14 protein-coding genes and 1 tRNA gene are annotated in these 14,741 nt (G+C 40.7%); 6 read left to right on the top strand and 9 right to left on the bottom strand.

From position 1 onward, the window contains the following. Positions 1-385 precede the first annotated feature (385 nt). The 5 genes from EFE42_RS03575 (at position 386) to purQ (ending at position 2,688) form a co-directional block, all read left to right on the top strand. Positions 386-658: a tetratricopeptide repeat protein gene (locus tag EFE42_RS03575; protein ID WP_158599184.1), complete on the top strand. Its 273-nt coding sequence runs from the start codon at positions 386-388 to the stop codon at positions 656-658. An 87-nt stretch (positions 659-745) separates the two neighbouring features. Beyond that, entirely contained in the window at positions 746-1,012 is a 267-nt protein-coding gene (locus tag EFE42_RS03570) for a tetratricopeptide repeat protein (RefSeq protein WP_123135949.1), read from the top strand. A gap of 79 nt (positions 1,013-1,091) precedes the next feature. Continuing rightward, positions 1,092-1,679 carry a CDP-alcohol phosphatidyltransferase family protein gene (locus EFE42_RS03565; RefSeq protein WP_199724077.1) on the top strand — a complete coding sequence of 196 codons (588 nt, stop codon included), beginning with the start codon at positions 1,092-1,094 and terminating at the stop codon, positions 1,677-1,679. Between the two features lie 68 nt (positions 1,680-1,747). After that, positions 1,748-1,999 (top strand): phosphoribosylformylglycinamidine synthase subunit PurS, encoded by a 252-nt coding sequence (purS, locus tag EFE42_RS03560; protein ID WP_123135948.1) that lies wholly within the window; start codon positions 1,748-1,750, stop codon positions 1,997-1,999. Further along, complete coding sequence (gene purQ, locus EFE42_RS03555) at positions 1,996-2,688, top strand: phosphoribosylformylglycinamidine synthase I (protein WP_123135947.1); 693 nt, start codon at positions 1,996-1,998, stop codon at positions 2,686-2,688. Before purS ends, purQ begins: the two co-directional genes overlap by 4 nt. On the opposite strand, the gene rnhB is transcribed toward purQ, so the two are convergent. Genes rnhB through EFE42_RS03540 form a run of 3 tightly spaced genes read right to left on the bottom strand, consistent with a single transcriptional unit; the run spans position 2,689 to position 7,724 of the window. After that, positions 2,689-3,336 carry a ribonuclease HII gene (gene rnhB, locus EFE42_RS03550; RefSeq protein ID WP_123135946.1) on the bottom strand — a complete coding sequence of 216 codons (648 nt, stop codon included), beginning with the start codon at positions 3,334-3,336 and terminating at the stop codon, positions 2,689-2,691. It lies immediately after the preceding gene. Between the two features lie 14 nt (positions 3,337-3,350). Continuing rightward, positions 3,351-5,555 (bottom strand): type II secretion system F family protein, encoded by a 2,205-nt coding sequence (locus tag EFE42_RS03545; RefSeq protein ID WP_233564705.1) that lies wholly within the window; start codon positions 5,553-5,555, stop codon positions 3,351-3,353. 15 nt (positions 5,556-5,570) lie between these two features. Beyond that, a complete protein-coding gene (locus EFE42_RS03540) occupies positions 5,571-7,724 on the bottom strand; it encodes an ATPase, T2SS/T4P/T4SS family (RefSeq protein WP_123135944.1) in 2,154 nt (717 codons plus the stop codon). 193 nt (positions 7,725-7,917) lie between these two features. On the opposite strand from EFE42_RS03540, the gene pheT reads away from it, so the two are divergent. Further along, a complete protein-coding gene (gene pheT, locus EFE42_RS03535) occupies positions 7,918-9,537 on the top strand; it encodes a phenylalanine--tRNA ligase subunit beta (protein WP_123135943.1) in 1,620 nt (539 codons plus the stop codon). 32 nt (positions 9,538-9,569) lie between these two features. On the opposite strand, the gene EFE42_RS03530 is transcribed toward pheT, so the two are convergent. From EFE42_RS03530 to EFE42_RS03505, 6 genes are all read right to left on the bottom strand, one after another. Then, a tRNA-Arg gene (locus EFE42_RS03530) sits at positions 9,570-9,667 on the bottom strand. A 55-nt stretch (positions 9,668-9,722) separates the two neighbouring features. Continuing rightward, positions 9,723-10,496, bottom strand: a complete 774-nt coding sequence (locus EFE42_RS03525) for a sulfite exporter TauE/SafE family protein (protein ID WP_123135942.1) — start codon at positions 10,494-10,496, stop codon at positions 9,723-9,725. A gap of 6 nt (positions 10,497-10,502) precedes the next feature. Beyond that, positions 10,503-11,186, bottom strand: a complete 684-nt coding sequence (locus tag EFE42_RS03520) for a TrkA family potassium uptake protein (protein WP_123135941.1) — start codon at positions 11,184-11,186, stop codon at positions 10,503-10,505. Positions 11,187-11,199: 13 nt separating this feature from the next. Beyond that, positions 11,200-12,204, bottom strand: a complete 1,005-nt coding sequence (locus EFE42_RS03515) for a TrkA family potassium uptake protein (RefSeq protein WP_123136130.1) — start codon at positions 12,202-12,204, stop codon at positions 11,200-11,202. 17 nt (positions 12,205-12,221) lie between these two features. After that, positions 12,222-13,895 (bottom strand): site-2 protease family protein, encoded by a 1,674-nt coding sequence (locus EFE42_RS03510; protein WP_123135940.1) that lies wholly within the window; start codon positions 13,893-13,895, stop codon positions 12,222-12,224. Between the two features lie 107 nt (positions 13,896-14,002). Continuing rightward, on the bottom strand, positions 14,003-14,446 hold the full coding sequence (locus EFE42_RS03505; protein WP_123135939.1) for an ester cyclase: 444 nt from the start codon (positions 14,444-14,446) through the stop codon (positions 14,003-14,005). Between the last annotated feature and the right edge of the window lie 295 nt (positions 14,447-14,741).

The following is a 14,741-nucleotide window of genomic DNA, read 5'->3' as shown; positions in this document are numbered from 1 at the left end:
ATAAACCTATGAATATGCTTTTTGTTATCCTGATTCTTCCCCCCATAAAGTCGAATCAGTGATTGGAAGCCTATCCATAATTCCATTTTCGCTCTATATAATGGAGCCAAAAAATTTATAGCTTTCTATTTGCCTACAATCCCCATAGGAAAGTCGCACAATATAAATTTGCCAGTTACATCACGTCAGTATTTCAGAAAAGTATGATTAAAGACTGCAATTAATATATGTTTCACTAATTATTATGTCTGTAAATTCTACAAAATTGAATTATATGCTGTCCTTTTTGGGGTGATATAGGATAGATAATAAGTATTTTATACTTCCAGTTACCTTATATTTGTACTTATATTTTATATCTGGCATGGTCAGGAGCATACTATATATGGAAGGAATGGCGGCAGAAAAATGGTTTCAGCTTGGTTTTCATGCCGAATATCCTGAAGACAAGATTCGTTGCTACTCGCGCGTTCTCGAAGTGGAAAAAGATTCCCTGATATGGGATAACGAAGCGATTGCCCTTGTATGGACAAATAAAGGTATTGCCCACAGTGACCTGACAGAATATCAGGAAGCCATCCGTTGTTTTGATAATGCTCTTGAACTTGATGGAAATAATCCTGATATCTGGTACAATAGAGGTATAGTCTATTCCTAGTTGAAATAGCCAGAAAAAGCGATTGAGTGCTTTGACAGGTCCACCGGGATCGATCCAGATTATGATAATGCATGGCTGAATAAAGGCATGATGTTCTGTACTATGGAAAGATATGAAGAAGCCCTTGTGTGTTATGAACATATAAACGTCAGGGAAACGGATTCTGCTGAAAAGAAAACCATTTTGTGGAACTGTCGGGGCATATCACATTTCTTAAAAGGGGCATATGATGAAGCGACACGATGCTTTTCTAATGTACTAAATCTTGATCCGGAATGTGAAGAAGCAAAAAATTACCTGAAAAAAGCAATATCCATGCTTAATCAGCAAAAAAAACAAGCATCCAATTACTAAGTACCCATTATTTGTGTTTAATTTTATATATGTGAAATCCCAATATCTCTACGATCATACTACCAATTTATGAAGAGGGATGGAAATACTTGGTAATTTAAAAAACTCCATACGTCATTCTGTATTGCCATTTGCGTCCAGAATCCCCCTCTCTCCCGATGCCATCACATATATTGGGCTTTTTGTAAGTTTTCTGGCAGCTTTTGAATTCGCAAAAGGCGATCTTTTATACGGTGCCCTTTTTTTAATTCTTGGAGGGGTACTTGATGTTTTGGACGGGGCCGTTGCACGTGCCAGTGGCACAACATCGGCTTTTGGAGGGGTACTTGATTCGGTATGCGATCGTTATGCAGATGCTATTGTTTTTGCAGGTTTGATTTATGGTTTTGTAAACAACACAATTCAGGGGACCGGATTTTTTATAGAGGGCTGGATTTGGTGTATCTTTGCAATGATCGGCTCATATCTTGTAAGTTACACACGCGCACGTGCCGAAGCAGCAGGTGCACCCAAACTTGACATAGGGGTGGCAGAAAGATCAGAAAGAATTATAATTCTTATCATCGGCGCCCTTTCAGGTTTCCTCCTGCAAGCGCTTGCACTTATTGCAATCTTGACCCATATTACTTTTATACAACGGGTAATGGGGGCAAAACAGCGCCTATAGAAGAGATTATATAACAAATCATTTATGTCTAGGATTGGATTACTTTACAATCACAGCTGAGGATTAATATGCTATATGAGGCAGAAGTCACCATCAATCTAAAGGCCGGTATGCTGGACCCTGAAGGAACTACTATAAAACGTGCTCTGGGACACCTGGGCTATAATGCAGAGAGCGTTAAAAGCACCAAAAGGTATGTCATTGAACTTAAGGCAGAATCTGAAGAAAATGCCCGTGACCTTGTTGACCAAATGTGCCAGAAGCTGATTGCAAATCCTATAATTCATGATTACTCGATTGACCTGAGGGAAATAGAATGACTGTTGCCATCATACAGTTCGGTGGAAGCAATTGTGATAATGATGTCCTGCACGTCTTGCAGGATGTCCTTGGAATTGATGCCGAACTTGTCTGGTATAAAGAAGAAAAACTTGATGACTATGAGGCCGCTGTAATCCCGGGTGGTTTTTCATATGGTGACTATCTGAGATCAGGTGCTATTGCTTCAAGGACACCTATAATGGATGCTGTGAGAAAAATGGCCGACAATGGCAAGCCAGTGATGGGAATATGCAACGGTTTCCAGATACTTACTGAATCAGGTCTGCTGGAAGGAGCCCTTACAACAAACAGTTATCCCAAGTTCAAATGTGAATGGTCTTACCTGAGGGTGGAAAATACGAATACCCCCTTTACTTCAATGTATGAAAAGGGTCAGGTAATCCGCATCCCTATTGCACATAAGGATGGCAAATACTACCATGATGATCCGTCCCTGCAACAGCTGGAGGATAATAATCAGGTTGTATTTAGGTATGTAGATGAAAACGGCAACCCTACCGAAGCTGTCAACCCAAACGGTTCACGTCATAACATCGCAGGTATCACAAATAAAACCGGCAATGTACTGGGTATGATGCCACATCCCGAACGAGCATCGGAGACAATTATGGGTGCTGATGATGGTCTTTTGATGTTTAAGTCGATGATTGAATCTGGCCGGAAATAATCATCTGCTTCCTTTTAGTTTTGCAGCGGTTTTCCAGGAATGCCTGACAAAATCGGGTAAATTCCCATTTTTATCTATCCACTCCTGAAGGAATTTTTTAGTTTTTGGGTCTGATGGATAACCGCTTCCAAAATCTTTATTGATAGATGTTTTAATATTTCCGATAAGCTCATCTCTTCTGACTTTTGCAATAATGGATGCAGCAGATACTATCGGATATATATCATCGGCACGATGCTCGGATACGATTTCCGGCTTTTTTTCTCCTTCATGTTTTTTTTCATATGCAGCAAGAAGTCTCTTGCCGAACCTTTCTGCATTTACATCCGCAGCATCCACATATGCTATATCAGGTTTCAGGTTTTCGAGGACACTTGAAAAACCCCTTACCATGATATCATTCATGCTCATTATGTTGCGTAGTTCATCTATCTGGCAGGCTTCTATTTCCTGAATAAATATCCCATCTGCATATTTACGTATTTGGCGGGCGAGATTTTCCCTTTTTTTAGGAGATAGTTTTTTTGAGTCTGCCACACCCAGGTTCTTCAGGGCATTTATATTTGATTCATCCATAATAACACCGGCAACACACATTGGCCCGATTACCGGTCCTTTGCCAGCTTCATCGATTCCCGCAATTTTCATAGTTGTCCTCATCTTCAGATAAATAAGGTAAAGATAACGTAAGCAATTGTCATCATCACTATTGAATGTTTCAATCCGGCAAGGACTTTTCCTTCACCCATTGCTCCTGCCATCAGGCCGGAACTCAGTCCCTGTATCAGACAGGCATGTTTGAACAATCTAGTATACTCATCCAGGTTAAAACTCGAAAGGAAACTTCCCTGTGTTCCGGAAGCAGCCATTTTTGCACCCGCATTTGCCATTTCTGTCAGGAATGTAGTGGATATTACATAGATCACCCCTACAAAAACAAGAAAAGCAATGTAGATAATTACTATATAAATCATCATGCTCATTGAACGTTCCCGCTTCATATCCTGTTCTGATGATGCATCACGGGATGCTACAAGTAAAACCTGGCCTATATCTCCACTGGATTCATTGGCCTTGGTAATAAGGGTAAATGACCTTGCCACAACCTGGGTCCTCAGTCGATTTGCAAACCTGACAAGACTGTCATTTATGTTTACTCCCCAGGAAATATCCCTCCATACCTTTTTTATTTCCTGGCTGAGAGTATCAGTTTCCTTTCTTGACATAAGCTTTATTGAATCCTGTAATGTCATCCCGGTTTCGTTAGTGCTGGCCAGTTTTTTCAACAGATCAGGAATATTTTGTTCCAGTTTCTTCTTGCGCCGATTTTTCTTTTCATAGAATATTGTCAGGGGGACAACTGTTGCAAAAAATCCAAATACAAGATAATCATCAATAAAATCAATTATATCAGAAGGTAATCCACCATTATTCATATTGAGCAGGAGGGGAATTATTATTATACATGCCCCAATCGGGCCCGTTATAAACAGTGTATATTCGGGCTTTTCAAGCATTGGTTTTAAAGGATTCCTTATATACTTCTTATATTGAAGTTGCTTTTTTGATTTGATGAAACTTTCAAAATATCCACGTTTGTTTACCTTGTCCTCGTTTTCTTCTATAACTTCCCCGTTTTCGTCATAAACCGGCTGGAGGTGTAGAGGCACTTCGGGGATTCCATGATCATATGTAGCATTGGTCTTGAGTAACTTTGGTTCCCCTATCTCGCCAGGTGTTATTATGCTGATCATAACAACAAACATGAGGGAACCGATGGGGAGGACGGCATATATGATTGCATATACCATTGATTTTGAGCCGGAACCCATAATAATCATCATAACTCCCATTATTATTATAAACAGTGGACCGGCCACAAATGCGGTTACATATGATTCAGAAAGCAATGCCAGTGTTTCCAGGAAACCTTTCTGGTCTACCATACTTTTTTGCAAATACTGGTCTGATTTATCCTGGAAATATTTTGCTATGTCTCCTCCACTATCTATTATTGTAACAAGATTGTATATTAAATCCTGAAACCTGTCTGAAGGGGTAGTACTGGATATATTTGTCAGTGCTGTTCTGATATCATGCCCAAAATATTCCATATCCTTCACAATGGTATCGACTTCGACAGCCACTTCCCCATAGGTATCTTCTGCTTTTGCAAGGGATTTGAATACATCCAGGATATTCATCCCACCTCGCGTTAGTGCGTACATAAAAGTTACTGCATAGGGGAGCTGTTGATCGATATTATTTTTCCTCTCACCAGCCTGGAATGCCGGATAAAACATGAAAAGAACATAAGTTATACCTCCCAGCACAAGGGTCAGGAAAACTACAATAAAAAAGCCTATTATAATATCCCTGTAAGCCAGCAACCATGCAAACGATGAATTAATCTGGATGCCGGTGAGTTGATCGGGTAATCCTATGATGGTGAAAATAAGATAAGCAAATAAAAGTCCCAGCAAAGCCCCGAATATCCCTGCAACAACAGAATAAAATATCCCTGCTGATACATACATCTCATAAGACACAGGAATTCGGGCCTGTTTGAGCTGGAGCTGGAGATTTGAATACCTGTCACCTTTTTCTTTAACCCTTTCTCCCAGCAGGGCAAAAGGGATCTTTTTGGCAAGGTCAAAAAGAATTTGACCATACTCTTTCTCTGAGTTGCTTCTACCATTTAATTTGAAACGTGTTTTCAGATGTCTGGAAGAGTTTTTTATTTTTTGTTTGAACGACATTTTTTTGGTTTTGGCAGGGTGGGATATTTTGTTGACAGGATCCGTAGATTCATCGATTGCACCAGTCTCAACTGTAGTTTCATTTTCTTCAGTTTGTGATCCATCCAAGTTTATCCCACCATTTTATTGATCCATTCCAAATCTGGTAAGGGTCTTTTCGGGTGTTGCCTGGTACTCTTTAATGATGGCAGCAATCTCTTTGAAATCCCGGATGCCATTGTCCAACATATATTCAAGTATATTTTGCCGGGTTTGCAGTTCTCGCTTTATATCTTCTTCTTTCCAGCCCCTTTGTAGCTTTATATCGTCCAATGCTTTGGATTTACCAGTATGCCTGAAGGAATCAGTAGATGAATTCCATGTAAATATGTCATTGGTTCGAATATTGCGGGTATTTGGATCTATATCGGTGATCTCCACAAGCTTCAGGTTCCTCCTGACACGTTTACCTGCTGAAAATGTCTGTGCCTGAATACTCATTATGTCAAGGGCCTGGATCATGTTCCTGGGTACACTTATTGGAGGATTCTCCAGCCTGTGGATTGCCGATGGCACAGAATCAGCATGCATCGTGGAAAATGTGGTATGGCCTGTAGACATTGCCTGGAACAATGTCAATGCTTCTTTACCCCTGACTTCACCTACCAGCAGGTATTCGGGTCTCTGTCTCAACGCCGCTTTCAGCAGGTCGTACATATCAACGGCTCCCCTTTCGTCTGCTGTAAATGAATCCCTGGTAACTCCCGGTATCCAATTAATATGCGGCAATTTAAGTTCCCTTGTATCTTCAAGGGAAATGATTTTTGCTTTCTCAGGAATGAACAGGGAGACTGCATTCAATGATGAAGTCTTACCTGAAGCCGTACCTCCTGCATATATAAGGCTCTTATTATTTTCAATACACAGCCACAGATACGCCATTCCTGCCGAAGAGAAGGTGCCCCATTCAAGAAGGTCAATTGGTGTAATAGGGGTTTCACTGAATTTACGAATTGTGAAGGTACTGCCGTGAGTGGTTACAGTTGTACCCAGAGTCATCTGGATACGGGACCCATCTGGCATTGTAGCATCTATCATTGGCTCGGCTACAGATATATGTTTACCACTTTTTTGAGCAAGCTGGATTATAAAAGAATTGAGTTCATCTTCTTCAAAGTAGATATTGGTGGAAATATTGCTGTATTTTTTGTGATAGAGAAATACAGGCTTATCGTGTCCGTTACCTGATATATCTTCTATCCCTTCGTCATACATCAGTGGATCAATTTTTCCCAGCCTGACAAAATCCCTTTTTACATAGTAAATGATTTTTCCCAACATCAGGGGGGTAAATTTTATAGCATAATCCTTAAGGATGATCAGTATCTTGTCTTCCAGTATCTTTTCTTTATCCGCCAGTCTGTCAATATTTTCCACGAGTAAAACATCACGCAAACGATCTTTAATCTCTGTCAGGAAGATTTCCTCAAATTCATCTAATTTTGGTTCAACTATCTGGTACAGATAATCATTGAGGAGTTCATTATAAAGAATGACTACAAAACAAAATGGCTCCACAAGCCAATATCTCTCAATTTCTTCATAATTTGCTATCCCTTCAAAATATGTAATGGGGCCATGGATAGCAGGGTCATACTGTTCTATTGGTTCCATTTCCCTTTCAAGGAGATTACGTATTTTCTGAATGAAATTAATATTTTTGAAACTTGTTTTTATTTTAGTCTGTGAATCAGTCTCTTCGCCTGATTCTTTATCGTCCTCTTCCAGTTCATCCACCGATAAATTTTCCGTGTTATCAGTGGCAGTAGGAACTTGAGATAAGGAAGTCTTCATCATACTGCTGTTATTTAGTTCTTCAGAGTCATCGACTTCAGTTATTTTTTCCTGCATCTCTTTAATATTTATGTCAGCAGTTTCGTTTTCTGGGGGTGGGGTGAATATATTTGGCAAATCCTCGTTAGAATCGGAAGTATTTGATTCTCCGCCGAATAGTTTTCTTTGTTCCTCATTGTTTTCATTTGAAGGTGGATTTTTTCTACGTATGGTTTTTTCATCTTTGGAAGGTGTGAAAATAATTTCATCTTTTTTTTCTTTAATAAACAAGTTATCTTTTTGAGAAGATTCTTCTTTTTTATGGAAGGAGCCGGGTTTGAAACGTTTTGGTTCCATTAATCCCGACTCTTCTTGCTTGCCAGTGGATGAGTTTTTATTGTTCTTTGAAAGTTCTCCCCTGTTTGAATAATCCATACCCCTTTTTACGGAATCTTCATCACTCATTTTGTCACCGGAAATTAATTATTATTTATGGGTATTATGAGCCTAAACGCAGCGTAGATGTATATAAGTAATAATATTATAATCATTATTATAGTTATGGATAATATTCTCCTTTGACCTATCCATGAAAAACATTAAATCTTAGATACCCATTACTTTCCAAGCATACAGACCAACTTAACGGAAGATCCCCATGCCCATTATAACACTGGATTATGAAGACCTTGAGAAACTTACAGGTACTGACCGGGATAGCATAATAGATAGGGTTCCCATGATCGGAGCAGATATCGAACGTCTTGAAGAGAATTCCATTGATATCGAATTCTTCCCCGATCGTCCCGATCTATATAGTGTTGAAGGTGTTTCCAGGGCAATGCGGGGATTTATGGATATTGAAACAGGCCCTGTAAAATATGATATTAATGATTCAGATGTTGAAATATCTCTGGACGATGATATAAAGAATATCCGTCCTGTGCTTGGTTGTGCGATTGTCCGAGGGGTCAAATTTACTGAGTCTTCAATAAAATCCCTGATGGACCTGCAGGAATCCCTGCATTGGGGATTGGGGAGGAACCGCAAGAAAGTGTCAATCGGGGTTCATGACCTCTCCGGGATCAAACCACCTTTTAAGTATATAGGTGCCGATCCATCGGTGGAATTTGTTCCTCTCGATTTTACCGAACCCATGAACCTGGCAGAAATTCTTGAAAAACATCCAAAAGGTACACGTTTTGCCCATCTTCTTGAAGGCTATTCAAAATATCCCCTTATACTTGATGCTAATGATCAGGTGCTTTCTTTCCCACCTATCATAAACGGAACACTAACCATGGTGGACAAAAACACCACCGATCTTTTTATAGATGTAACCGGCCTGAGTGGCGAAGTTTACACAGCCCTCAACATTGTTGTGGCTGCACTTGCCGATCGTGGAGGCAGGATTGAATCTGTTAAGATCAATTATCCCGGCGGGGAATCAAAGATAACTCCTGATCTCTCACCGGAAAAACGTATTATTTCAATGGATGAAGTAAAATCTCTTGTTGGTATGGATTTGACATCAGAGGAAGTAGCAGGCCATTTGAGAAAAATGCGTTATGCAGCATCACCTGCAGACACCAATGCAGTAGAGATAGAAATTCCTCCCTACAGGGCAGATATCCTGCATAATTATGACATTATTGAAGACATTGCAATTTCAGTAGGTTTTGACAATATTGAGGCAATATTCCCGTCCACTTCCACTACCGGTGAGGCACACCCCCTTTCCCTGATGCAGGATAATATCAGGGAGATTATGATTGGATTGGGATATTCTGAAGTGATGCCATTTACCCTTACCAGTGAAAAGGTGCACTTTGATAATATGAGGAGGCCCCATACAGAAGATGTGACGCCTGTAATGCATCCCATCAGTGAAGACCAGACAATGATACGTACAACCCTCCTACCCAACCAGCTGGAAATTCTTTCCCTGAACCAGCACCATGAGCTGCCTCAGCGCATATTTGAGGTAGGTGAGGCTATCGTAGATTGTACAAATAAACTGCATCTGGCAGCTACGTCCATTCATGCGCTGGCAAATTTCGAGGAGATAAGAGAAATTGTTGATTCAATGATGATGGAGCGAAATGTTCCCTATTCAGCCAAGGCATCAGAAGACCCTGCATTTATTGAAGGCAGGAGAGCAGATATTCTGGTAAATGGTATAAAAGTGGGTGTGATGGGAGAAATTCATCCGCAAGTCATACTCAATTTCGGGCTTGGACAACCGGTTGTAGGATTTGAAATAAACCTGGATGAATAAGTACCTGACATTCGATTATAATTAGAAAAGAACGGGCCCGCCGCGATTCGAACACGAGTCAATGGGTATCTTCGCACCTTTCTAGGTAACATCGAAGCCCATCAGGATATCCTGGCTACCCCACGGGCCCGCAGGGAGCAGCTTTATCATAGTGATAACGTCTATTAAACTTTTCTATAGGGCATTTAAAAACTGATACGATATTGCAACAATACAGCAACTACTATAAGCATCAATCCGAAAATTTTTTTGAAATATTTTCTGGAAAGGGTTTCAAGATTCCATTTTGAAGTATACATAATCCGGGAGCCAAACTGGCTTCCAATCAGTGAGGCAGTTGCAAATAGAATCATTGTAGTACCAGAAATTTCTATATTGTTGAGATGGGAGATAAGGCCAGACAGTGAAGAGATCATTACAATTAGCGATGACGTGGCAGGTGCCTCCCTTATCCCATATCCAAGACCAAGGAGCAGAGGTACCACGAAAGTTCCGCCCCCGATACCCAGCATCCCCGCAGTTATTCCGACCCCCACTCCCACAAGCGACCCCAAAAGCAGTCTCCTTTTGGTTGCTGGTTCTGCTATGTATGTTTGTTTTTTGCCATTAATGAGCATGCTTAATCCGACAAGAACTATTACAACACTGAAAATAAAGAGAATTGTCTCCTCAGAAACTCTCATGCCAATATGTGTTCCAATTGGTGCTCCGATTACTGAAAAAATAAGGAAAGGAATTGCAGTATGAAAATCTATCACTTTCTTTTTCAGGTATGTAAATGAAGATGAACCGGCTGTGGTCACATTGAGTAGAAGGGCAAGCGGGATTGCTATTCTCAGGTCAATACCAATCCAGTAAAAAAGGGGTACATAGATTACTGCCCCTCCGATTCCCAATAATGCAAAAATGGAGGAAAGTCCCAGGATTAGTATTGTAAGAAGAAAGGGGTCTAAAGCCATTATATCTTACTTATCCTTTACATCTTTGTATCTTTCTTTGAAGCGGGCAATATCCTCGCGTGTGCCTACAACAGATATGACATCTCCCTTTTCAAGGACTACATCATCCAGTTCTTCTATCTTTTTCGTATCTCCTTGCATATAGCCGATTACACGACACCCGATAGTACTATACAGATCAAGTTCGCCGATTGTCTTTCTTCCCATGCTCTTACCCACGACATGACGCTCAATTTCAATTCCCTCATAAAGCATTATATCTTCTATCGGGCAGTATCCTCCGCCCCCATAAAAAACAGAAGTGATTTTTGCCAGCATCTGGCCGGCAACTATAGAAAGGGAAGCAACATAATCGGCTCCTGCTTTGTATATTTTGTCAATGGATTCGACTGAATTTGCTCTGGAAAATATTGTGGACTCCGGATTTAATCCTCTGGAGATAAGAGTGGCAAAGATAACATCCGTATCGTGATTCAGACAAATTATAACCGTAGAGGCATTCTCGATACCCGCATTTTTGAGTACTTCTTCTTCCGTACCATTACCCACTATATATTCAAAATCCGGTCTCAGGAAAAGGTCTTCTTTTGAATCAACAATGACAAAAGGGATATCGTTCTCGTCAAGTACTTCTGCAATCCTTTTTCCTACATCCCCATATCCAAGAACGATTATATGGCCCATTTGCATTCCAGGTCACCTGTCATTTTGTAAGATCCTTTAATTCACTCAAATGTTCCATTGTACCGGTTGCAAGCAGTACAGTATTTTCTTTAATTATTTCTTCATCCTCAACTTTCAGGAGCAATTTACCTTCTTTTCTTAATCCTATTATATTTGCTCCTGTTTTCTTGTGGATATTAGCTTCGTTGAATGGTTTGCCAATAAGCTGGCTTGCAGGGTATACGGGAAGTTCTACAATGTTATATCCATCCATAAATGTAGTTGCACCGCCAAGCCCCATTACATAGGGGTCCAGTGCTTTTTTTCCCAGGAACCTGCCAAGTACAAGTTTGGGGGAAACTACACGATTTGCACCTGCATATTTGAGGTATTTGATATTTGCTGAATCTTCGGCTACTGCTATTATGTGAACATCTGCAAGACTGGAAGCGGTAAGGACAATACTGGCGTTTTCTTCATCAGAGCGATTTGCTATCAAAAAGCGAGCATTGCGAATCCTGGCATTTTCCAGTGTTTCGTCATCTGTAGCTTTACCGTATATGCATGGTCTTTTTTTTTCAATAAGGCTTCGAAGTATCTCTTCATTGTCTTCAATGATTATGAAATTGACTTTCTGGTCCTCAAGTTCATCTATGAGTGTTTCCATTAACCGGTTGTAGCCACAAATGATTATATGGGAATAAAAGGAGTCCTGGGCTTTTGTTGGAAGGGGCATGTTCAGGGCTTTTTCAAACCATGGTGTGATGACAAAAGTAATCAAAATCCCAAATACCATGGCTACGCCACTCAATTCTACGAAGATGGCAAAAATTTTGCCAATTGGACTTGTTAAAACAATGTCTCCGTAACCTACAGTAGTGGTAGTTGAAATCACCCAATATAGAGCATCTACAGGATTATAAAACTGCGTTTGCCCCTCATAATTTACCAGCAGGAGGAAGAAGATCGTATCTATGATTACCAATCCCAGGGAAATTCCCAGGTAATGGTACAGTGATCGTCTCCACTTGGCCGGTAATTTCATTTTCATCCATCCTGTGTTTAGAAACCATGAACTATGTAAGGTCCGAATATCATCAGGACAAAGGACAATATGATTAGGATTGTAAATGTGCCTGCTATGGTTCCTGCAAGAGTGGTTGACTTGATTTCATCTCCTGTAAACCGTTTGAGGAACGATTGGAGGTAATCCCTGAATACATGTCCTCCGTCCAGCGGGACAGCCGGAAGGCAGTTGAATAAGCCTACATAGAAGTTCAGCCATCCAATCCAAAGAAGGCTGTTGGCAACCCAGAATATTCCTACACCGAGAGGCTCGCCCCACCCAACAGGTTCATAGAACTGGGCAAAAGTGCCACTAAAGCCGGGGAATCCTTCTCCTGTAAATCCTATTATGGGCAGGCCTAACATAATTACCCAGCCAGCTACACCGGTAAGCATAGAAGGCAGACCTTTGAGCATATCCAGATATTCGTGGGCGGGGTACTCGCCGATGGAAAGTCCGACCGGTATATTCTTTACGCCATCTGTGCCATAATAGACTCCCAAAAATCCTTTTTCAGAAGTGCCATCCGGATGTTGCCCCAGTGTCAGAGTGTATTTATTATATTCTCCCTCAGTTGTCTTGACCTTTATCTCCACTTCCTGGCCGGCAGTTGTGGTATTCATGAAATTGACAAATTCTTCAGGGGTTTGGGTAGTAACATTATTGATGGATAGTAAAAACATCCCTTTTTCAAGGTTACTTCTTTCTGCAGGTGAACCATCTACAATATCATTGATATATATTCCAAAATCTCCGGTATCCTGCTTGTCGGTTACTTTCAGTTCATACTCTCTTACCTTTCGGTCTTTGGCTGCTTTCAGGGTGACCGTAGATCCAATTTCTGTTTTGTTCAAATAGGCTACAACGTCATTGGCATAACGTATTTCCTGATTATCGATGCCGGTAATTATCATTCCCTTTTCAATACCTGCAATATCAGCTACAGAGTTTTCTTTAACATTCACGACCATTGTATCGCTCATAGGAGCTATAGCCCCCAGCACTGGTCCGAAAAAGAGAACAAAAGCAATCAGGGCCACTGCAAAATTAGACATCACTCCGGCAGCCAGGACGCGTGCACGCTGGTTTCTGGTGGCCTTTTTTTCATTTATTACAGGACTTCCAAATTCGTCTTTCCCTTCCCCGAAAAGTTGCTCCTCATCGGGTTCAGCAAATCCTCCAATAGGCACCAGGGCAAAAAGTATTCCCATGGATTTTACCCTGATATCTTCTACCCTGGCAAGAATGGCATGGGCAAATTCATGAACCACAAGTGTTACTACCAGGGCAATGATGCCCCAGGTAAGCGGGATAAATTCGTTGACACCGGGGATCAGGAATACATTACGTGCCTCGTTGAATTTCCCGGGTTGAGGCATTGCATTCTCTGTAAGGGAAGAAATAAGCGCGATATCTGAAAGAATGACAATAAAAAGCATGGCAAACATGCCTATGAACATTAGCACAATGCCGGTATTTGCAAATACTCTCCAGTAACGGCGGGGTTTTGCAAGTTTATCCAGAAGAGCCACACCCCTGACAGTTCTGATCATGAGTATAGGGCCATATGCGGATATGTTGTACTTCTCCAGTACACCCCTTTTGTTAAGATAGGCAACTGCGGCCCAGTATACTAAAAATATCGCCAATATGAGGTTAGTAGTGTCCAATTGAATTCTCCGAAGAATTATTCCAGTGATGTTTTGATGGTTTAATTAATATCTTTTTATATTAAAATCAAGTGGGCAGAGGATAGTGTTGTCTGCTATATAATAAATTACAAATCGTCGGGATAGACTCCAAATTGTTGGGTAAAATTGAGCTGGTCGACCTCTTCCCATTCCTCGGCAATCTTTTCACCCTTCACCCTGCTTATGGTCATTCCCGTAAAACTAACTTTGTGGTTTGTAGGAAATACACCCTGAAATGCCCTTTTATGGGTTCCTTCTGCTTTCCAGCGCGTAACAACCTTGTCTTTTTCAGCTATTATATCTTCTATTTCAAAATGAAGGTCTGGAAGGGCATGGTGTATGGCACCCATGAATTCCTTGAGATTTTCCCTGTCCAGTTTTTCTCCGCCATAATGCATCAGATAATCATCTGTACAGTGCTTATCTACGATAACAGGATTCCAGCCTTCTCTGGCGACTTTCAGCACAATTTCTTTGTTTTTGTCAAGAGAGCCACAGGTTTGCTCATCGTTAGTCTCATTTTTTCCCATTGCTAGTAATAGACAGGGTCTATATTTAAAAAGTTTATTTCACGAAAATTGCAGAATTATCCTGAAGTATCAGTATATGTCAGGTACAATTGGTTCTGACTTGTGGTTCTGTGATATATTTATTCTATATACTCTGTATATTATATTGTAGAAGTATAAATGCAACAGAGGAATGATTATAACTTCTGGAAGAGTAAGGCGGAGGTAATTGGGCTTAGAAACAAAAAGTCCCGAATTGTATGGTTTGCACCTGTTTTACAATACCTCTGCCTTCTTCCAATCTCTGAATCTTATT

The organism is Methanohalophilus sp. RSK, from assembly GCF_003722075.1.
Lineage (GTDB): Archaea > Halobacteriota > Methanosarcinia > Methanosarcinales > Methanosarcinaceae > Methanohalophilus.
The sequence above is the reverse complement of the archived record's forward strand: the minus strand, read 5'-3'. Positions and strand labels throughout refer to the sequence as shown.

What these genes read in the sequence shown, in the direction of transcription:
- EFE42_RS03525 (WP_123135942.1), bottom strand. Translation starts at nt 10,496, where the DNA reads ATGGCTTTAGACCCCTTTCTTCTTACAATACTAATCCTGGGACTTTCC.
- EFE42_RS03565 (WP_199724077.1), top strand. Translation starts at nt 1,092, where the DNA reads ATGGAAATACTTGGTAATTTAAAAAACTCCATACGTCATTCTGTATTG.
- purS (WP_123135948.1), top strand. Translation starts at nt 1,748, where the DNA reads ATGCTATATGAGGCAGAAGTCACCATCAATCTAAAGGCCGGTATGCTG.
- EFE42_RS03570 (WP_123135949.1), top strand. Translation starts at nt 746, where the DNA reads ATGATGTTCTGTACTATGGAAAGATATGAAGAAGCCCTTGTGTGTTAT.
- EFE42_RS03515 (WP_123136130.1), bottom strand. Translation starts at nt 12,204, where the DNA reads ATGAAATTACCGGCCAAGTGGAGACGATCACTGTACCATTACCTGGGA.
- purQ (WP_123135947.1), top strand. Translation starts at nt 1,996, where the DNA reads ATGACTGTTGCCATCATACAGTTCGGTGGAAGCAATTGTGATAATGAT.
- EFE42_RS03575 (WP_158599184.1), top strand. Translation starts at nt 386, where the DNA reads ATGGAAGGAATGGCGGCAGAAAAATGGTTTCAGCTTGGTTTTCATGCC.
- pheT (WP_123135943.1), top strand. Translation starts at nt 7,918, where the DNA reads ATGCCCATTATAACACTGGATTATGAAGACCTTGAGAAACTTACAGGT.
- EFE42_RS03540 (WP_123135944.1), bottom strand. Translation starts at nt 7,724, where the DNA reads ATGAGTGATGAAGATTCCGTAAAAAGGGGTATGGATTATTCAAACAGG.
- rnhB (WP_123135946.1), bottom strand. Translation starts at nt 3,336, where the DNA reads ATGAAAATTGCGGGAATCGATGAAGCTGGCAAAGGACCGGTAATCGGG.
- EFE42_RS03520 (WP_123135941.1), bottom strand. Translation starts at nt 11,186, where the DNA reads ATGCAAATGGGCCATATAATCGTTCTTGGATATGGGGATGTAGGAAAA.
- EFE42_RS03505 (WP_123135939.1), bottom strand. Translation starts at nt 14,446, where the DNA reads ATGGGAAAAAATGAGACTAACGATGAGCAAACCTGTGGCTCTCTTGAC.